Origin of the sequence: Photobacterium aphoticum (assembly GCF_001029435.1) — a bacterium.
Taxonomy (GTDB): domain Bacteria; phylum Pseudomonadota; class Gammaproteobacteria; order Enterobacterales; family Vibrionaceae; genus Photobacterium; species Photobacterium aphoticum.
On sequence record NZ_LDOV01000020.1, the window covers coordinates 163715 to 190304 of the forward strand.

Below are 26590 nucleotides of genomic sequence, written 5' to 3' on the forward strand. Positions count from 1 at the left end.
TGAAACCAGTTAAACTGTGGGCCGTCTTATTTTTTCCGATTACGCAAAAAAATCACTCATGCCACTGACCATACTCCGCCAACTGCCAAGGATGCACCAGGTTCTCATTGGTACAATAAGCACACTTGTTGTCATACTGCTTTTTTTACCTGGCGCGGAGCAATCCAGTCACCCTGACCGAAAGTTTGAAATCGGTACCCTGTATCCATTAGATATGGATCTGGCCCCAGCAGATGACAAGGATGCCCACCAAATCCGTCCCATGGCCGGTGAGGAAGCCCCGGTATATCCGGCGCTGACCTGGAAAGAACACACGGTGAAAGCCGGTGAAAGCCTGGCGATCGTGTTTACCCGCGTTGGCCTGAGCCCGAATACTCTGTACCGTCTCGTGAATGCCGATGACGGCACCCGCAGCCTGACCAACTTGCAGCCGGGCGATACCCTACGCTTTGGCTTTGATGAAAAAGGCCAATTGGTACAGCTGATCCAGCCGCAAAGCGCGACAGAAACCCTGGTGATCACCCGCACGGCGGACAGCTACTTCTCCAAAATGGAAAGCAAGCAGGTCGACATTCAGCTCAATGTGGCGCAAGCGGTGATCACGTCCAGCTTCTGGAATGCAGCCGACAAAGCCGGCCTGACCGCTAATCAAATCATGAAAATTGCGGAAATCTTTGGCTGGGATATCGACTTTGCGTTAGATATTCGCGCCGGGGATCAGTTCTCAGTGCTGTATGAGGAACGTCTGGTCGAAGGTGAGCCGATTGGCAACGGGGAGATCCTGGCGGCAACGTTTACCAACTTGGGCCAGACCTTTACGGCAGTGCGCAGTGACGATGGCAAGTATTACGATGAAAACGGCAATGCGATGCGTAAAGCCTTCCTGCGCTCGCCGATCAACTTCCGTTACGTCAGCTCGAACTTTAACCCGCGCCGTTTACACCCGGTCACTGGCCGCGTGCGTGCCCACCGTGGTACGGACTACGTGGCACCGGTCGGCACCCCAATCTGGGCGGCCGGTGATGGCGTGGTCACCAAGTCGGCGTACAACAAGTTCAACGGTAACTATGTGTTCATCCGCCACAGTGCGACATACCTGACCAAGTACCTGCACATGACCAAGCGCATGGTGAAAACCGGCCAGCGTGTGAAACAGGGCCAGACTATCGGTACGCTGGGTGGCACCGGCCGCGTCACCGGTCCGCACTTGCATTACGAGTTCTTGGTCAACGGCACCCACAAAAACCCGCGTACGGTGAAACTACCACAGGCCCAATCCCTGAGCGGGAAAGAGAAAGCCACCTTCAAGAAGATGGCCAAAGAGCGTTTGGATCAGTTGCAGCAGTTCACCCAGTTTTTGGCTGATAACAGCCCGCTGCTGAGCAACCGCAGCTAAGCTAGGGCTAAAAGCGACACAACAGCACGCTATCGGCAAACGCCAGACACAAAAAAGCCGCAATCTCGATTGCGGCTTTTCTTTATGCACTGTCTCGCTTTAAAAGCGCTCGGCGTCTCAGCTTACACGCTGAACGACGCACCACAGCCACAGGTCGTGGTCGCGTTAGGGTTATTCACAAAGAATCGCGACCCTTCCAGTCCTTCGGTGTAATCCACGGTACCACCAATCAGGTACTGCAGACTCATAGGATCTACCACCAGCGTCACACCGCTGTTTTCAATGGTAGTATCGCCATCATTCACTTTTTCATCAAAGGTAAAGCCGTACTGGAAACCACTACAACCGCCACCGGTGATGTAGACACGCAGCTTCAGCTCCGGGTTTTCTTCCTCGGCGATCAGTGCTTTGACTTTGTTCGCAGCCACATCAGAAAAATTTAGCGGCACGTTAACATCGCTCATTAGAAACCTCTCAAATTCTCGGTTATGGCCGTGATTATCTAATACCTGACTATCTCGTTCAAGTATTGACCACTGTCGAGGCCGCTTCTTGGGCCTTTTTTTCACGCGCTATCGTGCGATGTAGCAGTTGTGAGTAGATTGGCTGGCCACCCAAGACCTGTGCCAACATGGTCGCACCCAAGGTGGTGATCACCAACGGCACAATCAGGTGGTAGTTGTTGGTCATCTCAATCACCAGCAATACCCCGGTGATCGGCGCACGCACGGTCGCGGCAAACAACGCGCCCATGCCCGCAATGGCAAAGATACCCGGATCCAAGCTCAGCTCCGGCTTCCACCACTGCACTAACGTACCGAAGAAGGTGCCGAACAAGGTACCCATTGCGAGCATTGGCGCAAAGATCCCGCCCGGCGCACCAGAGCCAAAACACAACAAGGTGGTCGCCACACGGGCCAAAAACAGAATCAATAGAATGCTGATGCTGTAATCCCCGTTCGTGGCCGTCGGGATCAACGTGATACCACCGCCGGTTAATTCTGGTAAATACAACAGCAACAGGCCAAAACAGCCACCCAGCACCGCACCAACGGTCAGATAACGGCGACGCTCATTGCGGTGAATGCGCACGAACATGTCTTGAGTCAGGGTCACGAGACGGTTAAACATCACCCCGAACACGCCAAAGATCATCCCCAGCACCAAAAACAGCCACAAAGACTCCAGCATCGGTGCATCGTATTGCGGCATGGTGATCACCGCTTCTTGCCCCGCAATGCTGCGGTACACGATGTCAGCCATGATGGCAGAAATCATCACACACTTAATCGAGATCAGGCTGTAGCGAAACTGCGGGCGCATTTCCTCGACCACAAACATGATCCCCGCCAGCGGCGCATTAAACGCAGCTGCCAGGCCCCCCGCCGCACCAGATGCCAACAACGCATGGCGCCCTTCTTTGTCTTTCAGCCGGAAAATATCGGCAATCATGCAGCCGATGTTACCGCCCATTTGCACCGACGGTCCTTCGCGGCCCAGCACCATACCGGAACCCAGCGCGCCCAAGCCCCCGATGAATTTCACCGGCAGGACACGCCACCAGCGGACCGGACGCATGCCGTCCATCGCCCCTTCAATTTCCGGGATCCCGGAACCGCCCGCTTCCGGCGCAAAACGGTGCACCAGGTAATAGCCCAATACCGCCAACGCCGCACTGATCAAAAAGGCGGACAACCACAACGGCAAGGCACTGGTAAATTCGTTGCGCAGCCACACCGTACGCTGCTCGGCCACCCAATGTACCCCAATCTCAAACAGCGTGGACAGCAGGCCAGCGCCCACCCCAACCAGTGCCGATAACAGTAAGACTGAAAGCGGGGTTTTATCGCGAGAAAGAAATCGCCGAACTAAGCCACTAGGCTGATGCCGTTCAGGCGCAGGTGTACCTTGATTGTTATCCGTCATGCAACGTGCCGTCATTGTATAGGTGTGAACAGACCCCTTTGCGGGGCGTAAGTGAGGGTGCGCAACGTGAGCAGCGCTATTGCCAAGGATAGCGGACAGACGATGAATTTTACATCGACAGAGATGAAAACTAGCATTGCATCCCTGTAAGCCAGCCGCTAACCACACTGCCCGCGTGTCGCTAATTGAAAGCCCCTCAGAGCCTAGGTACAATGCCGACAGTTCAAATCGGACACTTATCAATACAGGACATCACAATGAGCAAGTCAGCTGATTTATTTGCCAAAGCGCAACAAACGATCCCTGGTGGGGTGAACTCTCCCGTTCGTGCCTTCGCCGGCGTTGGCGGCAGCCCGCTTTTCATCGAGCGCGCCGATGGTGCCTACATCTTTGATGCCGATGGCAAAGCGTACATTGACTATGTTGGCTCATGGGGTCCGATGATCCTGGGTCACAACCACGTGGCAATCCGTGATGCTGTGATCAAAGCCGCTCAGCAAGGCCTCAGCTTTGGTGCACCAACCGAAATGGAAATCACCATGGCTGAATTGGTGACCTCTCTGGTGCCATCGATGGAGATGGTGCGCATGGTGAGCTCTGGTACAGAAGCCACCATGAGTGCGATCCGTCTGGCACGTGGTTACACTGGCCGTGACAAAATCATCAAGTTTGAAGGCTGTTACCACGGCCACGCAGACTGTCTGCTGGTAAAAGCCGGCTCTGGCGCACTGACACTGGGTCAGCCAAGCTCTCCGGGCGTACCAGAAGATTTCGCGAAACACACCCTAACCTGTACATTCAACAGCGTTGAGTCTGTGCGTGAAGCCTTTGAAGCGCACCCAGAGCAAATCGCCTGTATCATCGTTGAACCTGTTGCGGGCAACATGAACTGTATTCCACCGGTACCGGGCTTCCTGGAAGGTCTGCGTGCACTGTGTGACGAATTCGGCGCGCTATTGATCCTGGACGAAGTGATGACCGGTTTCCGTGTCTCTCACGGTGGTGCACAGGGTTACTACAACATCAAACCTGACCTAACTACCCTAGGTAAAGTGATCGGCGGCGGTATGCCTGTCGGCGCATTTGGTGGTCGTCGTGACGTGATGCAGTACATCGCCCCAACCGGTCCGGTTTACCAGGCAGGTACGCTATCGGGTAACCCAGTGGCGATGGCAGCCGGTTTTGCCTGTCTGAACGTGTTGACCAAAGAAGGCCACGAGCAGCAGCTAAACACCACGACTCAGCGTCTGGCAGAAGGCTTCCAAGCGCTGGCAGACAAATACAATGTGCCGTTGGTGACAAACCAAGTAGGCGCGATGTTCGGTTTCTTCTTCACAGACCAAGACACCGTGACCTGCTACGACGATGTGACCAAGTGTGACGTTGAACGCTTCAAGCGTTTCTTCAACCTGATGCTAGAAAAAGGCGTGTACCTGGCACCATCTGCGTACGAAGCCTGCTTCACCTCGCTGGCACACGGCGACAAAGAAATCGAAGCGACACTGGACGCAGCAGAACACGCGTTTGCCACCATCGCAGCAGAAGCGAAGGCGTAATTCGTCTTTTTTCACAAGCCATACGCGAACGTGATATGCAAAAGCCGCTCTTAAGAGCGGCTTTTTTGTGGGTGCACGGTGTCTTCGTGCCATGGGTAACGGATTAAGGCTGCCAGAAAAACAGCGCCAAGCCTGCCAGTGCGATCACAATCCACACCGCGAAAGGCAAGCGCCATTTCGACTTTTTCTCATCACAGCCACAATTACAACATCCCATCTCGCACCTCTGCCGATTTTCTCTGTGGATTCATGCGCTAACCATTGCCACCGATCAAATGGGGTGCAATCATTAGCACAAGAAAAATTAGACCTGTCTATTCATAGCCATTATCTGCGCTTTTTAGGAAGGACGCTACCGTGTCGAAACCGTTTAAAATTGAGTCACGCCACTGGATGCTGATTGCCGCACTGGCTCTCGCCACCTATGCCAGCTATCAACTTATCCAGCCATACATTGGCCCGATCGTGATGGCGTTTATCATCTCATTACTGTACTACCCGCTGCATTGCCGCATGGCCAACTGGATGCCGCGCTCGCCAAACCTGTCCGCCGTGCTGTCCTGTACCCTGCTCACCTTTATGATCATGATCCCGCTGCTGGTTGTGTTCAGCTCCATCATTCATCAGGGCACCACCTTCTCCAAAGAAAGCTACACCTGGCTGACCCAAGGCGGGGTTGAAACCGTGCTGTCGCACCCGTATGTGGTCAAGCTGTTTGCCTTAATTGAGAAATACTCGCCGTTTGAGCCACTCAATACCCAAGCGGTGATCCAGAAAGTGGCCACCATGGCGTCGAAATTTGGCGCGCAGCTTCTGAACGTCAGTGCGAAAATCCTAGGGGATGCGACCAACTTCCTCATCAACTTCATGCTGATGCTGTTTGTCCTGTTCTTCTTGCTACGCGATCACGACCGCATTGTGGCCGCCATTCGCCATGTGTTACCACTCTCTCGCAGCCAAGAAGATGCGGTACTGGACGAAGTCGAGCAAGTGGCCAAATCAGCCGTACTGGGCTCGCTGCTGACCGCCTTGGCACAAGGTTTTGCCGGTGGTTTCGCCATGTGGCTCAGTGGTTTCCCGGGCTTGTTCTGGGGCTCGATGATGGCATTCGCCTCACTGATCCCGGTGGTTGGCACCGCCTTGATCTGGCTGCCGGCCAGCTTGTACTTACTGCTGATCGGTCAGTGGGAATGGGCGCTGTTCCTGGCGGGCTGGGGCGCGATTGTGGTCGGCTCTATCGACAACTTCCTGCGTCCACTGCTGATGCAAGGCAGTTCCGGCATGAGTACCTTGCTGATTTTCTTCTCCATCATCGGGGGCTTGCACGTCTTTGGCCTGATTGGCCTGATCTACGGCCCGATCATCTTTGCCGTGACTCTGGTACTGTTCAAACTCTATGAAGTGGAATTCCAGGACTTCCTGAGCCATCAAGATCAGAACTAACCCCATACTGAGCGGTCGCGCCCCATGCGACCGCTCAGGCTAGCCTTTTCCATTTCATCCTGCTTTGCCCAGCCCGTCTCGCGGCTTTTCTTATCCCTGAAAGTGTGGAACAATTCGCGCCCAACTCACTTACCACCCAACCATTTTGAGGTTCGAGGCCGTTATGTCTTACTGTGCAGCAAGCGAAGTCGCCGTCCGCCAACTGGAATTTTTTGAAAACCGCCATGTTTTGGTCGCAGGCGAATTGTCTGATCGCTTTCCGGTAGAGCTTGCGCAAACCGCCGCATCTGTCACCGTTTTCACGACCAACTACGGTTACTACCGCAGTATGAGCAAGCACAGTGCGATCACCACCGTCTTTGGCGCCGAGTTCACGGCAGATGCCCATGTCGACATGATTTTGCTGTACTGGCCAAAAGCCAAAGCAGAAGCCGAGTTCTTGTTGGCCATGTTGTTGGCCAAATTTGGTCCGGGCACCGAAATTTGCGTGGTGGGTGAAAACCGCAGTGGTGTACGCAGCGCAGAAAAACTGTTTGCCGACTTTGGCCCACTGACCAAATACGATTCTGCCCGCCGTTGTAGTTTCTACTGGGGTCGCTGTGAAAAAGCCGCACCAGCCTTTAACCTCAACGACTGGTTCCGCAGCTACCCGCTGAAAGTGGCAGGCACAGACATCACCATCCGCTCGCTGCCGGGCGTATTCAGCCACGGTGAGTTCGATAAAGGGTCTGAGCTGCTACTGGAAACTCTGCCTGCGCTATCAGGTAAAGTGTTGGACTTCGGTTGTGGTGCCGGTGTGATCGGTGCGGTCATGAAAACCAACAACCCAAGCATTGATTTGGAGCTGTGTGACATCAGTGCGTTGGCGATTGCCTCGGCAGAAGAAACTTTCCGCGTCAACCAACTGGACGCGCGCTTCACGGCGACTGATGTGTACGCCAGCCTGCCAGGCAGCTACGATTATCTGATCAGTAACCCACCGTTTCATGCGGGCCTGAAGACCTTCTACGCGGCGACCGAAACCTTCATCGAAGAAGCACCGGCGCACCTGAATGCCGACGGTCAGCTGATCATCGTGGCCAACAGCTTCCTGCGTTACCCGCCATTGATTGAAGAGAGTCTGGGTAACTGCGATGTGACGGCAAAGAACAACAAGTTCAGCATCTACACCGCACAAAAATAACGTTTTTGACGGCCAAGCCCCGCGCTTGGCCGTTTGTTTATCACGTCAAAAACGCCGCATTCTTGTTCATTCTCCGCTGCAAGCGCCTGTAAAGCCCCTCGCATTTCCCGCCCGCTTTACTATTGATTTTTGGGTCATTAAGGGCCAATTCCCCGACGTTCACTCCGTAAATACCGTCAAAATTGTGTGACGCTACACGGTTCCCCGATCCCTTTCTTGCCTCTGCAAAAAAACAACGTATAACGAACCCTGATGGTGAATTACCGGCTTTTACCCACGTTAATTTCGTCAATTTTTCGGTAAGGAACACCAACAACGCTCGTAAATATCAATAGGTTAAGCAAATGCTGCGCCTTTGACGGTATCAATCACACAGGTAATTTCAGGCACCGGAATGCAGAAGACTACCCGTTTCAAACGCCTTCAACACACGTTGATGTTGGCCTTTTTAGTATTGAGTATCACCCCGCTTACCCTGTCCGCGCTGTTCTTTCTGAACTCCCACAGTACGGATCTGGAAGAGCAAAGCACCAACCACCTAGCCTCCCTGCTGGACAATAAACGCACCCAACTCAACAGCTTTTTCGCGGCACGCGAGTCCGAAGTGCAGAGCTTTGCCCGATCAGAGTTGGCCAATGCCAGTGGCGGCCGTTTTTACGGTTTGGTCGGCGCTTACCACCAACTGGGGGATCTCTCGACCTTACTACAGACCACCAGTCGCAGTCGCTATTACACCGAAACGCTGACCACCAAGTCACCCAATGCCGCGCACAACAGTAACTATGTCGGGCACGAACGCTACCGCCTGATGTACAAACGCTACAACTGGGCGTATGACGAGTACCTTAAACGCTCGCCGTTTTCGGACATTTTGCTGGTCGATATTCAGGGCAACATTGTGTATTCCGCCCATGATCCGGATACCTTCAGCATCAACCTGCAGCAGACCACCCATGCCTATCAGGCCCTGAGCAAGACGTTTGCTGCCATCAAGCAACAAACTGACAATGCCAAGGAAGAGCAAGACCGCGTGCCGGTGGTGTTTACCGATTTCAGCCGCGAGCCGGGGCAGAAAGACCTCTCCGCCTGGTTTGCCGCCCCGATCATTCAACAAGGCTACCTGCACAGTTACGTCTTCTTTAAGCTGAGCAATCCGGCGCTGCAGGACATTTTGACGGAATCTGACACCGGCAACCATTCAGCCCAGACCCTGCTGGTTGGCAGCGATCACCGCTCTCGCCTGCCGATGCACACGGAATCTCCAACCACCTATTCCAGCCCGAGCATTAACCGTGCCTTACAGGGCGAAAGCGGCGTCGGCAGTTTTGCCAATTTTAACGGCGTCCCGGTGCTGAGTGCTTTTGCCCCGTTGACCATTTTGAACGGCTCCCCGTGGGCATTGGTGGTGGAATTGCCGGAAGAAGAGGCCTTTGCCCGTATTCGCCAACTAGAAATCATCTTCTTGGTGGCGATGATCACCGCCATCGTCTTAGTGATTATCGCCTCTCACTGGCTGTCAAACTCCATCACCGCCCCGTTGCTGCGCCTGACCTGGGCGGCCGAACGAGTGTCGGCGGGCGATCTGGAACAGAAAATTGAAAGTACCGAACGCAGTGATGAAATCGGCCGCCTCGCCGTCAGCTTTGCCCGTATGCAGTCATCCATTAGTGAAAAGATGAGCCTGATCCGCGAGCAAAACGCCGAGCTGGAACAAAACCTCACGATCATTCAGCAGAAAAACAAAGAGTTACAAACTGCCGATAAACTAAAAGATGAATTCCTCGCAACCACCTCGCACGAACTGCGTACCCCGCTGCACGGCATGGTCGGCATTGCGGAATCCCTGCTGGCAGGGGCCAATGGTCCGGTACAACGCTCCCAGCGCCGCCAGCTGGAAATCATGATCAGCAGCGGTCAGCGTCTGACGAATCTGGTCGATGATCTGCTCGATTACCACAAGATGCGCTACGGCGACATGGACATTCAGCGCCACGCGGTCGATGTCTCCTCCGCTGTGCGTCTGGTCTTAGAGCTGTCCGGCCACCTGCTGGGCACCAAACCGGTGCGCATCATTAACCAGATCCCGGATGATTTACCGCCGGTATTGGGCGATGAACAACGCCTCGAGCAAGTGCTGTATAACCTGGTCGGCAACGCCATTAAGTACACCTCGGAAGGGAAAATCATCCTGTCGGCAACGATGCTGGAGAACCAAATCCGCATTCAGGTGGTCGATACCGGCCAAGGGATCCCGGCAGAGCAGCTAGAGCACATCTTTGAGCCGCTGATCCAGGCCAATACCCATTCGGCTAACTACCGTCAGGGCTCAGGGCTGGGGCTGTCTATCAGTCGCCAGTTGATTGAACTGATGGGCGGGCGTTTGTACGTCAGCAGCCAGCCGATGATTGGCACCACCTTCAGCTTTACCCTGAATTTGGCCTCGGAAGATGACATTGCCAGCAGCCAGTTATCGCACCGTAACCTGCACTTCCAGGCGCCGGCAGCTGAAGCCGCCTTCTGTGAAACCGAGTCCATCGCCGAAAACCCGGATGGCGAGCTGTTGCTGATCGTGGATGATGAGCCGGTGAACTTGCAGGTACTCAATAACTTCCTGCGTTTAGAAGGTTATCGCGTGATCACCGCAGAGAACGGTGCCCAAGCGATGAAAATGGTCGAGAGCCACCAGCCCGCCCTGATGTTGCTGGATATCATGATGCCGGAAATGTCCGGCTATGAAGTGTGTGAACAACTGCGCAAGCAATACAGCATGCTGGAACTGCCTATCATCATGCTGTCGGCTCTGGGTCAGGTACAAGACCGCATTCGCGGCTTTGAATGCGGCGCCAATGACTACCTGACGAAGCCCTTTAATAAAGAAGAGCTGACTGCGCGCATCGGCGCCCACCTTAAGGCTGGGCAAACCGAGCGCCAGCGCCATGAAAACCAGCGTTTGGAAGAAGAAATTCAGCGCCGAGAGCAGGTGGAAGCGGGCTTGATTGAAACGCAGGGCCGTCTGCTTGGCCTGTTGGAGTCCACCAACGAAGCCATCATCTGTGTACAAAGTGGCGGGCGCATTCGCTATGCCAACGGTGCTGCCGGAGCGTTATTTGGCCGCGCACCAGAACAAATTGAACGTCATCAAATCGAAGATATTCTGGCGACTCACTTACCGGAAGACATCAGCCACAGCCACCACTTCCACGGCAGCCTGATGTTCCGTATCGGTGATGGATTAACGGCTCTGGATACCGATGTCATTAACCTGCCGGAAGAGTCTGGCTTGCTGCGGATGTTTATATTTGACAACCACGGCCCGACCGATCAGCACCGTATTCAAGTACTCGAAAAGGCAATAGAAGTGCTGTCGGGCTTTGCTTTTAACCGGGATCGCAACCAGTTAGATACCCTGCGCCATCTGGGTGATGAGTTCAGCGACATTGCCGATAAGCTCGATACCAATGGCAAAAGCAAAGGCGATACCCTGCGTGAACTGCTTGTGGACACCATGAAAACCACGCTCAAAGTATGGGAAAACAGCAACCACAAGAGCAAGTTTGAATTGGCCGAAGAGAGTGGCTTATGGCGCGTGTACTTAGACCGCAGTACGCTACAAACCCGTACGCTGGATAAATACCTGCACATTGAGACGCTGCCAAAAACACCTCGCTGGCGCACAGTACTGAGCACCATCGACTTTGTTTTGGAACGCAGCCACAGCCACCCAGAGGGACGCCGAGAATTAGCACAAATGAAGGAGCAGCTACAGCAGTTAATCCATCAGTAAGCGCTCTTCGGCATCACTTCAAGAGCCACCACAGAGACTTATCAGCCCGCTTCCTCAGCGGGCTTTTTTCTGCCTCAAAATATCCCTTTAAAACCGCAAAAAAACCGATTTTATAGAATAAAAATAACGGTCAAAACCCCGCCACATTGGGGTGTTTTTTCCTTAAATTCGCCAGATCAAGGAAAATGTTTCAGTTTCTGAGAGGCCAATCACAACAAATTCGGGCTAAAAAATTTCCGCAGGGAATTAACCCAGTCATTTTGATGCGTTACATTCACACGTAAAAATAATACAACTAAGATATTGATATTGAACGGCTTTATTTTTATCCCATAAATGTAACAGGGTTTTGTATCTGTGATATTGAGCACAAGCACACCCCAACCCAGCGTGAGATCACACTCGTCAATTAACGTTTTTTACGGATACGGAAAGGGTTTTGACGTTTTTAACGGGCAGCCGGATTGACCGAATTGTTATTCCGGAGTTTCCTAAGGGCACTAAGAGCCTACAAGGCCATTCGCTGGGTCGCGTTACTCACCCCAGACGAAGTGGGCTCTGCAGCTCCCCGTGAACAACGGGGCTTTTCAATAAGTGAAACAAAAAGCAAAGAGTAAGGAACAGCTATGCTTGCCAATATTAAGAAAACTCAGTTAGCAATGGCGGTTGTTGCCGCAGCCGCATCTGCACTAACCGCACCAGTGGTTTCTGCAGCAGAACGCAGTGAGCTAACTATCGTGCCTCAGTTCTACCCTACAATGGTACGTAACTTTAACCCATTCCTGGACACTAGCCTGCATACAACAACTGAGTTCATGTACGAACCTCTTGTTATCTTCAACCAAATGCACGGTAACGAGCCAGTGATGCGTCTAGCGAAAGACTACTACATGTCTGACGACCTGATGCAAGTGACTTTCGAAATGCGTGACGGCCTAAAATGGTCTGACGGCAAACCTCTGACTGCACACGATGTGGCTTACACCATCGAATTGCTACAGAGCAAGCCTGAACTAGACCGTACCGGTGTGAACGCATGGGTTAAGAGCGCTAAAGTTCAAGGTAACAAAGTTATTTTCGACCTAACTGAAGCAACATCAAACGCACCGTTTGAAATTGCTAAAGTATCGTTTGTTCCTAAGCACATCTGGAGCAAAGTGAAGAACCCTGAATCATTTGCTAACGAAAACCCAGTAGGTTCTGGTGCATTCACAGCAATTGATACCTTTACTCCTCAGCTATACATCCAGTGTCAGAACCCATACTACTGGGATAAATCTAACCTAGAAGTTGACTGTCTACGTATGCCTCAGATCGCAGGTAACGATCAGCTATTGGCTAAAGTTATCAACTCTGAGCTAGACTGGACTTCTTCGTTCATTCCTGACATCGACAGCACTTACGCAGCTGCGAACCCTAACCACAAGTACTGGTACCCAGCAGCGGGCACCCAGTCATTCATGATGAACTTCAAGTCGCCAAACAAAGGCAACCACGAAGCAATCAACAACGTTGATTTCCGTCGTGCGTTCTCTATGGCGATTGACCGTCAAACCATCATCGACATCGCTTTCTACGGTAACGGTTCTCCAAACGACTACGCTTCTGGTCTAGGTGACGCGCATAAGAGCTGGTCTGATCCTAAGGTGTACAACAAGTACAAAGGCTTCAACACCTACAACGTGAAGAACGCGAAAGCATTGCTTAAGAAAGCGGGCTTCAAAGACGTGAACGGTGACGGCTTCGTTGAAACACCAACTGGCAAAGAAATCGTATTTGAAATCATCTCTCCAAACGGTTGGACTGACTTCAACAACACCGTACAGCTAGGTGTTGAGCAGCTACAAGAAGTAGGCATCAACGCGAAAGCACGTACACCTGACTTCGCAATCTACAACAAAGCAATGCAAGACGGTACGTACGACGTTGCATACACCAACTACTTCCTAGGTGCGGATCCACACACTTACTGGAACGACGGTTACAACTCTGCGCTACAAGAAGGTGAAGGTAAGCCACGTTTCGCGATGCACCACTTCAAGAATGCTGAGCTAGATAAGCTACTAAACAGCTTCTACAAGACGGCAGACCGTAAAGAGCAGCTAGCTATCGCTCACGGTATCCAAAAGATCATCGCTGAAAACCAAATCACAATCCCTGTGATGACAGGTGCGTTTAACTTCCAGTACAACACCACTCGCTTCGACGGTTGGTGGAACGAGAACAACCCTAAAGGCCGTCCAATGATTTGGGCTGGCGTACAAGAGCGTGTTCTTCAAGTGCTAGACCTTAAACCAAAATCGTAATATCTGCTTAAATTGCGGTGCGCGTCTTGCGCACCGCCTCTTCCCCCTCTTTTACTGTCAAGCGTGGCGCTCGTCGTCAGGGGGTTTTTCGTCCTGAATCCAGCCTCGGGAATGTGGTTGGTTTGGAAAGGTGTGAGTTATGGGATTTTTTCTACGACGTTTATCATTTTATTTCATAGCGTTCCTCGTGGCCGCTACGATTAACTTCATTATACCGCGGGCAATGCCGGGTGACCCAGTGACCATGATGTTTGCGAACGCCACGGTACAGGTAACACCAGAGCGTATTGCTGCCATGACCAAACTACTTGGTTTCGTTGATGGCCCGCTGTATGAACAATACTTTACGTACTTAAAAAGTATCTTGAGCTGGAACCTGGGTATCTCTATCCAGACCTATCCGCAAACCGTAAACGAAATGCTAGGCAACGCGGTAGGCTGGTCACTGTTCCTAGCCGGTACTGCGGTTGTCCTGTCATTCTGTATCGGTTCTATTTTGGGTATCTTCGCGGCATGGAAACGCGGCAGTAAGTACGATGCGTTCATCTCTCCAGCCATGTTGGTTGTGCAGGCAGTGCCTGCTGTAGTAACCGCTATGCTGGCACTCTACACCTTTGCAATCGGCTTAAAATGGTTCCCTTCTGGTTACGCTTACACCCCGGGTGTGATTGCGGACTGGACAAGCTGGGCGTTCTACAAAGACGTGCTTCACCACGCCGTGCTTCCTCTTATCTGTGCCACCATCATTCAGATCGGCGGGTTCTTGATCAGCATGCGTAACAACATGATCAACCTGCTAAACGAAGACTACATCACCATGGCAAAGGGTAAAGGCCTGAGCGAAAACCGTGTGGTATTCAACTACGCAGCACGTAACGCCATGCTACCAAGCGTGACCGCCCTATCCATGGCATTGGGTATGGCAATCGGTGGTCAGCTTATTATCGAAATCATCTTTAACTACCCAGGTCTTGGCACCGTACTGCTAAACGCAATTAACGGCCGTGACTACCAGGTACTACAAGGCCAGCTACTGATCATGACCCTGTTCATGCTGTTCTTTAACTTCCTTGCGGACTTACTGATTGTAGCCCTTGACCCACGTCTACGTAAGGGAGGCAAATAATCATGAAAGGTTTAATCAAACTGCTATCGAGCAACGGCAAAGCCCTGTTTGGTCTCATTATCATCGCTACCTTTGTACTGGCTGCCATCTTTGCGCCAGTGATTACAAAACATGCACCAGACCGTAAAACCGGTAACCCACACGAATACCCTGCATTCGTCGTGAAAGCCGCACAAAGCAACCCTGAGGGTTGGGTGGCAGAAAACCTGGCGGACAACCGTCGTACCCTGCTGATGTCGAAAAAAGCCGACCACGTACTGGGTACCTCACGCATGGGTCGTGACATCTGGTCACAGGTGGTTTACGGCGCACGTACTTCTCTGGCCGTCGGTTTCAGTGCCGGTATCGTGGTGTGTTTCCTGGCAACCGTTATCGGGGTATCCGCTGGTTACTTTGGCGGCCGTATCGATGACGTGCTGACAGCAGCGATGAACATCATGCTGGTTATACCGCAGTTCCCGTTGCTCTTTGTTATCGCAGCATTTATCGGGCAGGCAGGACCACTCACCATCGCCATTGTTATCGGGATAACCTCCTGGGCCTGGGGCGCACGTGTTGTCCGCGCACAGACCCTGTCCCTACGTGAAAAAGAATTTGTCAAAGCAGCAGAAGTATTGGGTGAATCGTCTTGGCGCATCATCTTCGTTGAAATCCTACCGAACCTGGTTTCTATCGTCGGTGCAAGCTTCATCGGTTCTGTAATGCTGGCCATCATGACCGAAGCGACCTTGTCCTTCCTTGGTCTGGGTGACCCAAGCTCCATCAGCTGGGGTGTCATGCTGAACAACGTACGTACCTCATCGTCAATGCTGGTTGGCGCATGGTGGGAACTACTCGCTCCATGTATCGCACTGATTTTCATTGCTATCGGTCTTGCGATGCTGAATTTCGCTGTCGATGAAATTGCTAACCCACAGCTTCGCTCACACAAAGGGATGCGTCGCTGGAAAAACCTTGCAGAGCAGAACAAAGCACAATCTTCAGAAGTATTGGTTGATGCTAAGCCAGCCCTTGAGGGAGAGAAATAATGACGAACCCACAAATCTCTATTCGCAACCTGTGCGTTGACTACATCACAGATGCAGGCGATGTACGCGCAGTGAACAATGTCAGCTTTGACATTGGTAAAGGTGAAATCTTCGGTCTGGCTGGTGAGTCAGGCTGTGGTAAGTCAACCGTTGCCTTCTCGCTCATGCGTCTTCATAAGCCGCCAGCGTTCATCACCGGTGGTGAGGTGATCTTTGACGGTCATGGCGACATCCTGAAATTCAACGATAACCAAATGACGGCATTCCGTTGGAGTCAGATCTCCATGGTGTTCCAGAGTGCGATGAACGCCCTGAACCCGGTACTGACAATGGAAGAGCAGTTCTGTGACGTGATCATGCGCCACACAACGCTAAACCGTCAGCAAGCGATTCGCCGTGCAGAAGGCCTGTTGGAAATCGTTGATATCCACCCGAACCGTTTGCGTGACTACCCGCACCAGTTCTCGGGCGGCATGCGTCAGCGTCTGGTTATCGCCATCGCGCTGGCACTGAATCCAAAGATGATCATCATGGATGAGCCAACCACGGCACTGGACGTGGTGGTACAGCGTGAAATTCTGCAGAAGATTTACGCGCTGAAAGAAGAGTTTGGTTTCTCAATCTTGTTCATCACCCATGACTTGTCGCTGATGGTCGAGTTCTCTGACCGCATCGGCATCATGTACTCCGGTGAATTAGTGGAAGTGGCACCATCGAAGCAAATTCTGGAAACGCCATTCCACCCATACACCGAAGGTTTGGGCAGCTCGTTCCCACCGCTAACTGGTCCTAAGACCCGTTTGACCGGTATTCCGGGTAACCCACTGAACCTTTTGGAAGTACCAACAGGCTGTCGCTTCCAGGCACGCTGCAGCAAGGCACACGATGCCTGCTTTACCCAAGCAACGCAGCTTCGCCAACTGGAACCGGGCCGTTTAAGCAACTGCCACCTATTCAACAAGCGCAGTTAATAAAAAGAATAAGGAGGCATGATGAGCAAGCCAACCGGACAACCGATTATTGAAGGTAAAAACCTGGTTAAAGATTTCCAGGTCAGCAGTAACTCGCTGAAAAAACCGATGATGCGTGCGATTAACGACGTGTCATTCAAGATGTACAAAAGTCGTGGTCTGTCTGTGGTCGGTGAATCCGGCTCAGGCAAATCCACCACGGCAAAAATGATCGCCAAGATGTATGCGCCAACAGCAGGCCACATCGAGTACTTCGGTCGCGACATTGCAGACATCAAGAAGAAAGATGATCTGATGTTGTACCGCCAAGGTGTACAGATGGTATGGCAGGACCCATTCGGCTCCCTGAACCCTACTCATACCATTTTCCACCACATTGCCCGCCCACTGTTGATCCACAACAAGGTGAGCAAAGGCAATAAGAAAGAGCTGGAAGAGATGGTGTACAGCCTGCTTGAACAAGTGGGTCTGATCCCGCCAAAAGCGACGGCAGAGAAGTACCCGCACCAGCTTTCTGGTGGTCAGCGTCAGCGTGTCAACCTGGCGCGTAACATCGCAGTAGGCGCAGAAGTGGTACTGGCAGACGAACCAACGTCAATGCTTGACGTATCTATCCGTGCCGGTGTCTTGAACCTGATGGAAGAGATGAAGTTCGAGCGTGAAATGGCCCTGCTGTACATCACGCACGATATCGCGACGGCCCGTTACATCGCTGAAGACTTGGCGGTAATGTACGTCGGCCACATGGTGGAATGGGGCGACACGGAAGAGATCATTCACGATCCACAGCACCCATACACCCAGCTACTGGTGTCTGCGGTACCGGATCCGAAGAAATCGATTCACGAAAAACTCAAAGGCAACAAAGGCGAAATCCCATTGTGGACGCCTGACAGCCTGGGCTGCCCATTTGCAGGCCGTTGTACACACGCCACTGATAAGTGTCGTTCGCAACTGCCGGGTGTGACTCAGCTGTCTGACAACCACTTTGTTCGCTGTTACCTATTTGAAAACTAATTTGGAGGAATAATGCAGCTGTTAACGAACCATTTGGGCTATGAACGCGCCGGCGCGAAACAAGCCATACTACAAGCAGAAACCGAGCTGTCGCTCACCACTGCTGAACTAGTATGCAGCCAGCGTGGCACGCCCATTATGCAGCTGCCTCTCAAGGCCTGTGGTCCGGTAGACCAATGGCACACGGGATACACCTACTCCATGGACTTCACCGCACTGGATCAGTGCGGTGAATTCCGCATTCGCATTGGAGAGACCGTATCTGCGCCATTTGTAATCGCCGAGGGGCTATTAATGCATCGCACCTTCAGCGATGTTCTCCATTACTTTAAATCCCAGCGTTGCGGCGGCAAATTTGATCACGCCGATCGCCAAGCACCGGTGCTGGGTAGCGATCAGACCATTGATGCCCATGGCGGCTGGTATGACGCGTCAGGCGATGTGAGCAAATACTTCAGCCACCTCTCCTACGGCAACTATTTTAACCCTCAGCAGATCCCGATGATTGTCTGGAACATGCTGATGGCATTTGAACAACTGGCAGATGACGACGGCGTGGCCAAGTTCACCCAAGTGCGTCTGCTTGAAGAAGCCTTGCACGGTGCTGATTTCCTGCAGCGTATGCAAAGCCCGGATGGCTTCTTCTATATGACGGTCTTTGACAAGTGGAGCAAAGACACCAAACAGCGTGAGATTTGTGCTTACGCGACACAAGCCGGGGTAAAGTCCGACGATTACCACGCGGCATTCCGTCAAGGTGGCGGCGTAGCGATTGCTGCTTTGGCCTTTGCGGCGCGTACTTTGCAGCAACCGATCGCCAACGCACTGGACTTTGATACCACCGCAGCGGCCGAGTACTTGGCCTGTGCCGAGCGCGGCTACTGGCACTTAGTGGAAATGAATACCCACTACCTCAACGACGGTGTGGAAAACATCATTGATGAGTACTGCGCCCTGCTGGCCGCCACCGATCTGTACCGCACCACTGACGATGCCCGCTACTTGAGCGAAACACGCCGCTGGGCACAGCGTTTGGCGGCCCGTCAGATGAGCGATGACAACATGGCACACTTCTGGTCGGCCAATGCGGATGGCTCTCGCCCATACTTTCATGCGGCAGAAGCCGGTTTGCCGGTGATCAGCCTGCTGCGTTACCTCGACATCGAACACGATGCGGCGCAGCAGCAAGCCATCACCACGATTATCACGCAGGCGTTGCAATTTGAACTGGCGATCACCGCAGAAGTGGCGAACCCGTTTGGTTACCCGCGCCAATACGTCAAAGCGGTTGACGGCGACAAACACAGCGCCTTCTTTGTGCCGCATAACAATGAAACCGGTTATTGGTGGCAAGGGGAAAATGCCCGCTTGGCGTCACTGGCCAGCATGGCGTACCTCGCCTGCCAATATCGCTCGATCCACACCGACACAACGGCGCTGCGCACCTACGCACAACGCCTGATGGACTGGTTACTGGGTCTGAACCCGTTTGATATTTCTATGCTCGACGGTCATGGGCGTAACAACCCGGATTATCTGCCCGAATTAGGCTTCTTCAATGCCCGTGGTGGTGTCTGCAATGGCATCACCAGTGGCTTTGATAATGAGCGCGATATCGCCTTTAACCCGCAGCCGCAGGCCGAAGATATTTTGCAAAACTGGCGCTGGGGCGAGCAATGGATTCCGCATGCCGGTTGGTACTTGCTGGCCATTACGCTGCAATTTAAGGAGCGTCATTGTGACTAATTCGATCCGTTACTACGTCGGTGTTGATGGCGGTGGCACCTCATGCCGCGCCCGCATTACCGATCTCAATGGCACCCTGTTAGGGGAAGCCAAAACCGGCAGCGCCAACATCATGCTCGGTGGCCAAGTGGCGATGCAGTCAATCCAAGATGCGATTGCCACCGCCGCAGAATTAGCAGGCCTTGGCCGTGAAAGCTTTGCCCAAATGGGCGTTGGCCTGGCATTAGCCGGTGCCGAACAGAAAAGCTCATGGCGTGAATTCATGGCACTGCCCCACCCGTATGCCCACGTCACGCTCAATACGGATGCGTACGGCGCGTGCTTAGGCGCATGGGATGGCAATGACGGCGCAATCCTGATCGCCGGAACGGGCTCGTGCGGGATCTTCCTGTCACAAGGCCAACAACACATTGTCGGTGGCCGTGAATTCCCGATATCCGATCAGGGTGGCGGCGCCGTCATGGGGCTGCGTTTGATCCAGCAAGTGTTATTAGCCGTCGATGAGATCCGCCCGATGACACCGCTGGCCAGTCAGGTACTGGCACATTTCCAGCACGACATTGACGCCATTGTCAGCTGGTCGAAGACCGCGCGTCCTTGCGATTACGGCCAATTTTCACCGGCTATTTTTGCCCACGCGCAGCAAGGCGATGCCCTTGCCGTGGAATTACTGACACAAACCGCGCGCGACATTGAAATGTGGATGCAGGCATTGATCGCACGTGGCGCAGAACACATTTGCTTAATGGGCAGTATTGCGGAGCGGATCATTCCTTGGCTCACGCCTCCTATGCAGCAACGCGTCGCCAGCCCGCTTGGCGATGCCATGGACGGTGCCCTTGCGATGGCAAGGGGCAACCACGATCTGTATCAATTATGAGTGCAACTATGAGCTACCGTCTTGACCTCACCGTGATTGAACAACACGACCATCAATCACGTTTTGCCTTAACGCTACACAATCTGACTGACCGTCCACTGGACGGTTGGGCACTGCACTTTACCTTTGGCCGTTGGATCAGTGCCGATACGCTGACCGTCGGATCCTTAGAGCAAGTGGGCAGTTACTGCATTCTGAAGCCGGATGCGGACGCGGTGTTGGCCCCTAACAGCCACTTCTACACCGAGTTCAATGTCGGTACCTCACCGTTCACCCTGTTTGATGACGGGCTATTGGATGCCTTCATCAGCACGGCGGCACAAGACAGCTTCATTACGCCTCTGCCGGTGGAAGTGACCACGATTAATCTGCATGCCGCCAACTCTGAGCGTTTCAACACGCCATTGCCGGCTGCCAAAGCGATCAATCTGATCCCTGAACCACAGACACTACAGCGTTTAGAGGGCTACTTCCGCCTGACGCAGCACACGGCCATCACGCAAGCGCACGAAGCCGCTGCCGGCAGTTGCCGTTGGTTGCAACAAGAACTGCAAACCCTGTTGCATGAACCACTACCGGTACGCGACAAGGGCAACATCACCTTCCAGCACTGTGCACAGATGACGGAAGGGGCGTACCACCTGTTGATTGAGCAAGAGCATATCTGGCTGCAAGCGGGCTCTGAAGCCGGCTTTGCCCATGCCGTATCAACCTTGCTACAGCTGATCCCGGTGAAGCCAAGCCATCAGGCACAAGCGGCCTACGCACTGCCGATGGTCGAAGTGCAGGACGCTCCCCATTACGGTTACCGGGGCTTCATGCTTGACTGTGCCCGCCATTTCCATGGCATCGAGCGCGTTAAGTTCCTGCTGGATCAACTGGCCCGTTATAAATTCAACACCTTCCATTGGCACCTGACCGATGATGAAGGCTGGCGAGTAGAAATTGATGCCTACCCAGAGCTGACCCGCATTGGTGCATGGCGTGGCCCGAACGAAGCGATTGTGCCGCAGTTCACCACCATCAGTCAGCGTTACGGCGGCTTCTACACCAAACAAGACATCCGCGATGTGATCGCGTATGCAAGCGACCGTGGTATCACCGTGATCCCAGAGATTGATATTCCGGGTCACTGCCGTGCCGCGATCCGTTCGCTGCCAGATTTGCTGGTTGACCCACAAGATCGATCAAAATACCGCAGCATTCAGGGATACACTGATAATATTCTGTCGCCAGCACTTAAAGGCACTTATACCTTCTTAACCAATGTGTTAGATGAGATTTGCGAGCTATTCCCCGCGCCTTATGTCCACATTGGAGCTGATGAAGTACCGGCCGGTGTATGGACCGACAGTCCGGCTTGTCATGCCCTGATGGAAGAGCATGGCTATACGGATCCGAAGGAATTGCAAGGCCACCTGTTACGTTTTGCTGAGCAGCATTTAGCGAGCAAAGGCAAAACCATGATGGGCTGGGAAGAAGCCACCGACGGTGACAAGGTCAGCAAAGACACGGTGATTTTCTCCTGGCGCAGTGAAGAAGCGGGCCAGAAATGTGCACAAGCGGGCTTCAATGTCGTGATGCAACCAGCGCAGTACACCTACCTCGACTTGGCACAAGGCTTTTCTGCCGACGAAGCAGGCGTGGACTGGGCGGGCAAACTGCCACTGGACCACGTGTACAGCTATCGCCCACTGGCGGATCTGCCACAGGACGATCCGGCACATCAACGCATCAAAGGGGTACAAGGTGCCCTGTGGTGTGAACTGGTGAATAACCAGAGTCGTTTTGAATACATGCTTTATCCCCGCTTGCTAGCCGTCGCTGAGATCGGCTGGACAGCACCCGAAAATCGTAGCTGGCCCGATTTCAAGGCACGTTTAAATGGTCAGCTGACGTACCTAGACAAGGTCGGCATCAATTACCGTCGTTGCGAGTAAGTCGCAGGACAAAGATTACAGTAAAAGGATTAAAAACAATGAAATACGGCTTTTTTGACAATGACAACAGAGAGTATGTGATCACCCGTCCTGACGCACCTGCTCCTTGGACCAACTACCTAGGTACTGAAAAATTCTGTACGGTAATTTCACACAATGCCGGCGGCTACTCGTTCTACAACAGCCCTGAGCACAACCGTGTGACAAAATTCCGTCCAAACGCAACGCTGGATCGCCCGGGTCACTACGTGTACCTGCGCGATGACGAGAGCGGTGATTTCTGGTCAATCTCATGGCAGCCAGTGGCAAAAAGCCTGGAAGAAGCCAGCTATGAAGTGCGTCACGGTCTGTCTTACTCAAAGTTTAAGTGTGAATACAACGGTATTACCGCACAGAAAACCCTGTTCGTACCAAAAGGCGAAGACGCGCAAATTTGGGATGTGAAGATCAAGAACGACGGCGACAAGCCACGTACTATCAGCGCCTTCTCTTTCGTTGAGTTCTCATTCAGCCACATCAAGTCTGATAACCAGAACCACCAGATGAGCCTGTACTCTGCCGGTACGTCTTACAACGATGGTGTGATTGAGTACGATCTGTACTACAACACCAACGATTACGAAGGCTTCTACTACATGGCATCAAGCTTCGATCCTGACAGCTACGATGGCCAGCGTGATACCTTCCTGGGTATGTACCGTGACGAAGCCAACCCAATTGCGGTTGAGCAAGGTCGTTGTTCTAACCACGTACAAACCTGTTACAACCACTGTGGTTCACTGCACAAGCAGTTTGTGATCCAGCCTGGCGAAGAAGTGCGTTTCGTCTTCATCCTGGGTATTGGTAAAGGCGAAGGCCAGCGTCTACGTGCGAAATACCAAGATTTCGCCAACGTTGATGCCGCATTTGCAGACATCAAAGAACACTGGAACAGCCGTTGTAACAAGTTCCAGGTGAAATCGCCAAACGAAGGTCTAGACACCATGATCAACGCATGGACCCTATACCAAGCAGAAACCTGTGTCGTTTGGTCGCGTTTTGCTTCCTTCATCGAAGTAGGCGGCCGTACTGGTCTTGGCTACCGTGATACTGCACAGGATGCGATTTCCGTTCCTCACTCAAACCCAGCGATGACCCGTAAGCGCTTGGTTGACCTACTACGCGGCCAAGTAAAAGCCGGTTACGGTCTGCACCTGTTCGATCCAGACTGGTTCGATCCAGAAAAAGCTGACGTTAAACCGTCTAAATCACCAACGGTGGTACCAACCCCAAGTGATGACGACAAGATCCACGGCATCGACGATACCTGTTCAGATGACCACCTATGGATCGTGCCAACCATCATCAACTTCGTTCAGGAAACCGGTGAAGAGAGCTTCCTTGATGAGTCTATCCCATACGCAGACGGCGGCAACGCAACCGTGTATGAGCACATGAAAGCCGCGCTGGACTTCTCTGCAGAGTACGTCGGTCAAACCGGTATCTGTAAAGGTCTGCGTGCTGACTGGAACGACTGTTTGAACTTGGGCGGCGGTGAATCAGCAATGGTGTCCTTCCTGCACTTCTGGGCTCTACAAGAGTTCATCGAGCTGGCAAAACACCGTGGCAACGAAGAAGACGTTCAGAAGTACACCGTGATGGCGGCGAACGTGCGTGAAGCATGTGAAACTCACCTGTGGGACGACGAGGGTGGCTGGTACATCCGTGGTCTAACTAAAGACGGTGACAAGATCGGTACCGCACAGCAAACGGAAGGCCGTATCCACCTAGAGTCAAACACCCTAGCGGTACTGTCTGGCATGGCATCACAAGAGCGTGGCGAGAAAGCTATGGACGCGGTCGATGAGAACCTGTTCTCTGAGTACGGTCTGCACCTGAACTCACCATCATTCTCAACACCAAACGATGACATCGGCTTCGTGACGCGCGTATACCAAGGCGTGAAAGAAAACGGCGCGATCTTCTCGCATCCAAACCCATGGGCATGGGTAGCGGAAACCAAACTGGGCCGTGGTGACCGTGCAATGAAGTTCTACGATGCACTGAACCCGTACAACCAGAACGACATCATCGAGAAGCGTATTGCTGAACCGTACTCTTACGTGCAGTTCATCATGGGCCGCGACCACGAAAACCATGGCCGTGCAAACCACCCATGGCTAACTGGTACCTCTGGCTGGGCATACTTCGCAGTGACTAACTTCATTCTGGGTGTACAGACAGGCTTCGACGGCCTGACGGTGAACCCATGTATTCCAACCAACTGGCCGGGCTTTGAAGTGAACCGTGAGTGGCGTGATGCAACTTACCAGATCAAAGTACAGAACCCGAACGGTGTGAGCAAAGGCGTTGCGTCAATCACGCTAAACGGTGAAGCCATTGAAGGCGCAATCCCTGCACAACCTGCAGGCAGCGTCAACGAAGTGGTTGTTGTACTAGGCTAAACCTTTTTCGGGGCGCCCTTTGCGCCCCGCTTTCATCTACGAGAGAAATAGGAGTTCCACATGATCCAGTTTGGAACCGGTGGCTGGCGCGCCTTTATTGGTGAAGAGTTTACCCGAGATAATGTTCGTCTTGTTGCGCAGGCGCTTGCCAATATCATGCTCAACGAGAAAGTGGAAAAAAATGGTTTTGTCATCGGTTACGACCGTCGCTTCTTGTCTGACAAAGCCGCACGTTGGTTTGCCGAAGTAATGGCAGCCAATGGTGTACCGGTGAGCTTCGTGAACAAGTACGTTCCAACCCCTGTGGTGATGTTCAAAGCCAAAGAAATGGATGCGGACTACTCGGCCTGTATCACGGCATCTCACAACCCGGCCGATTACAACGGCATCAAGGTGTTCATCAAAGGCGGCCGCGACGCCGATGAAGTGATCACCCAAAAAATTGAAGCACAAATTGCCAACCTGACCGCCGCTGATGTCAAGTTGTGCGACTACGAAGAAGCCATTCATGATGGTGTGATCACTGAGATCAACCCGATGAACGAATTCGTGGATTCCATCGTGAACGCCATTGACATGGCTGCGATCAAGCAAGCGAACCTACGCGTCTTGATCGACCCAATGTTCGGTGTGGCGAAAAACGCCCTGCAAACCGTGCTGATCACCGGTCGCTGTGATGTCGACGTGATCAACGACGGCGAGAACCCGGCGTTCGGTGGCATGATGCCATCACCAAGCGCTGCCACCCTGTACCGTCTGAAGCACCTGGTCGCATCTCAAGGCTATGACATCGGTATCGGTACCGATGGTGATGCGGACCGTCTGGGTATCATCGACGAAAAAGGCAACTTCATTCACCCGAACGAAGTATTAATGCTGCTTTACTACTACTTGCTGGAATACAAGGGCTGGAAAGGCTCGGTGGTACGTAACATTGCGACCACCCATATTCTGGACAAGATCGCCGCCGATCACGGCGAGAAGTGCTTTGAAGTGCCGGTTGGCTTTAAGCACATCAGCTCACAAATGGAAGCCGATGATTCTTTGATCGGGGGTGAAAGCTCTGGTGGCCTGACTATCCGTGGTCACATCAAAGGGAAAGACGGCGTCTTCGCTTCCAGCCTGCTGGTCGAAATGATCAGTGTGACCGGCAAGAAACTGTCTGAGTTGTTAGGCGAGATCTACGGTAAGTACGGCTTTGCTTACACCGCAGAAGGCGATTGCACCTTCAAAGCGAGCCAGAAGCCACAGATCCACGACAGAATCTACGTGGAAAAAGCCTTGCCTGAGTTTGCCTTTGAAATTGAGAAAGTCAGCTACGCGGACGGTCTGAAGGTGTACTTCAAAAATGGCGGCTGGGCACTGGCTCGTTTCTCTGGTACTGAACCATTGCTACGCCTGTTTGCTGAAATGGAAGATCAATACACAGCGGAAGCTGTGGTCGTACAAATGCGTGAGTTCTTCCTGAAAGCGTAAGTGAATTGCGTAATATGCGTCACCCTACTCAAGCCCTGTTGCACCACTGCCGCAGCAGGGTAAGAGGTAACTTGTTGAACCAAAAAGTAACATGCGGCATAGCTGTTACATTTAGTCAGCCAATTTGGCATTAACGACAGGGGTAGCTTGGCTACCCTTTTTCTTTTTTGGTCACAGTAAAAACACAAAAAGCCCTGTCAGCAATGACAGGGCTTTCTTATAAGTGTCAGACGGGAATCGATGGTCCGGCATTTAGCGGGGCGGCCATCCGACGCGAAAAAGTGCGTAGCACTTTCGGGAGCGTTAAACGTAAAAAAGCCCCAGTCTTTCGACTGAGGCTTAGTATAAGTGGCGGAGCGGACGGGAGT

At 52.8% G+C, this 26590-nt stretch carries 17 protein-coding genes; 15 read left to right on the forward strand and 2 right to left on the reverse strand.

Annotated features, from left to right (window positions below):
* Nucleotides 1-58 precede the first annotated feature (58 nt).
* Complete coding sequence (locus ABT58_RS11320) at nucleotides 59-1396, forward strand: peptidoglycan DD-metalloendopeptidase family protein (RefSeq protein WP_047874541.1); 1338 nt, start codon at nucleotides 59-61, stop codon at nucleotides 1394-1396.
* A gap of 122 nt (nucleotides 1397-1518) precedes the next feature.
* Here the strand turns inward: ABT58_RS11320 and erpA are convergent, their stop codons facing one another.
* Both erpA and clcA read right to left on the reverse strand, forming a co-directional pair.
* Nucleotides 1519-1860, reverse strand: coding sequence for an iron-sulfur cluster insertion protein ErpA (erpA, locus tag ABT58_RS11325; protein ID WP_047874510.1), 342 nt, complete (start codon nucleotides 1858-1860; stop codon nucleotides 1519-1521).
* A gap of 58 nt (nucleotides 1861-1918) precedes the next feature.
* Nucleotides 1919-3322 (reverse strand): H(+)/Cl(-) exchange transporter ClcA, encoded by a 1404-nt coding sequence (gene clcA, locus ABT58_RS11330; RefSeq protein ID WP_047874511.1) that lies wholly within the window; start codon nucleotides 3320-3322, stop codon nucleotides 1919-1921.
* A 257-nt stretch (nucleotides 3323-3579) separates the two neighbouring features.
* Here clcA and hemL point away from each other — a divergent pair, with 257 nt between their 5' ends.
* From hemL to ABT58_RS11405, 14 genes are all read left to right on the forward strand, one after another.
* Nucleotides 3580-4878: a glutamate-1-semialdehyde 2,1-aminomutase gene (hemL, locus tag ABT58_RS11335; protein WP_047874512.1), complete on the forward strand. Its 1299-nt coding sequence runs from the start codon at nucleotides 3580-3582 to the stop codon at nucleotides 4876-4878.
* A gap of 357 nt (nucleotides 4879-5235) precedes the next feature.
* Nucleotides 5236-6321, forward strand: a complete 1086-nt coding sequence (locus ABT58_RS11340; RefSeq protein WP_047874513.1) for an AI-2E family transporter — start codon at nucleotides 5236-5238, stop codon at nucleotides 6319-6321.
* A gap of 163 nt (nucleotides 6322-6484) precedes the next feature.
* Nucleotides 6485-7504: a 16S rRNA (guanine(1207)-N(2))-methyltransferase RsmC gene (rsmC, locus tag ABT58_RS11345; RefSeq protein ID WP_047874514.1), complete on the forward strand. Its 1020-nt coding sequence runs from the start codon at nucleotides 6485-6487 to the stop codon at nucleotides 7502-7504.
* Nucleotides 7505-7898: 394 nt separating this feature from the next.
* Nucleotides 7899-11288 carry a response regulator gene (locus tag ABT58_RS11355; RefSeq protein ID WP_047874516.1) on the forward strand — a complete coding sequence of 1130 codons (3390 nt, stop codon included), beginning with the start codon at nucleotides 7899-7901 and terminating at the stop codon, nucleotides 11286-11288.
* Nucleotides 11289-11914: 626 nt separating this feature from the next.
* A complete protein-coding gene (locus tag ABT58_RS11360; RefSeq protein WP_047874517.1) occupies nucleotides 11915-13594 on the forward strand; it encodes an ABC transporter substrate-binding protein in 1680 nt (559 codons plus the stop codon).
* A 139-nt stretch (nucleotides 13595-13733) separates the two neighbouring features.
* Nucleotides 13734-14720, forward strand: coding sequence for an ABC transporter permease (locus tag ABT58_RS11365; protein WP_047874518.1), 987 nt, complete (start codon nucleotides 13734-13736; stop codon nucleotides 14718-14720).
* 2 nt (nucleotides 14721-14722) lie between these two features.
* Complete coding sequence (locus tag ABT58_RS11370; RefSeq protein WP_047874519.1) at nucleotides 14723-15748, forward strand: ABC transporter permease; 1026 nt, start codon at nucleotides 14723-14725, stop codon at nucleotides 15746-15748.
* The gene (locus ABT58_RS11375) at nucleotides 15748-16719 is read left to right on the forward strand and encodes an ABC transporter ATP-binding protein (RefSeq protein ID WP_047874520.1); all 972 of its coding nucleotides are present in this window, start codon (nucleotides 15748-15750) and stop codon (nucleotides 16717-16719) included. Before ABT58_RS11370 ends, ABT58_RS11375 begins: the two co-directional genes overlap by 1 nt.
* 21 nt (nucleotides 16720-16740) lie before the next feature.
* Nucleotides 16741-17736 (forward strand): ABC transporter ATP-binding protein, encoded by a 996-nt coding sequence (locus tag ABT58_RS11380; protein ID WP_047874521.1) that lies wholly within the window; start codon nucleotides 16741-16743, stop codon nucleotides 17734-17736.
* Between the two features lie 12 nt (nucleotides 17737-17748).
* Complete coding sequence (locus ABT58_RS11385) at nucleotides 17749-19482, forward strand: glycoside hydrolase family 9 protein (protein ID WP_047874522.1); 1734 nt, start codon at nucleotides 17749-17751, stop codon at nucleotides 19480-19482.
* Nucleotides 19475-20362: a glucosamine kinase nucleotide-binding domain-containing protein gene (locus tag ABT58_RS11390; protein ID WP_047874523.1), complete on the forward strand. Its 888-nt coding sequence runs from the start codon at nucleotides 19475-19477 to the stop codon at nucleotides 20360-20362. The genes ABT58_RS11385 and ABT58_RS11390 overlap by 8 nt, the downstream gene beginning before the upstream one ends.
* Before the next feature lie 8 nt (nucleotides 20363-20370).
* Nucleotides 20371-22302 (forward strand): beta-N-acetylhexosaminidase, encoded by a 1932-nt coding sequence (locus ABT58_RS11395; RefSeq protein WP_047874524.1) that lies wholly within the window; start codon nucleotides 20371-20373, stop codon nucleotides 22300-22302.
* A 38-nt stretch (nucleotides 22303-22340) separates the two neighbouring features.
* Entirely contained in the window at nucleotides 22341-24746 is a 2406-nt protein-coding gene (locus tag ABT58_RS11400; protein ID WP_047874525.1) for a glycoside hydrolase family 94 protein, read from the forward strand.
* A 60-nt stretch (nucleotides 24747-24806) separates the two neighbouring features.
* Complete coding sequence (locus ABT58_RS11405) at nucleotides 24807-26222, forward strand: phosphoglucomutase/phosphomannomutase family protein (protein WP_047874526.1); 1416 nt, start codon at nucleotides 24807-24809, stop codon at nucleotides 26220-26222.
* Nucleotides 26223-26590 lie beyond the last annotated feature (368 nt).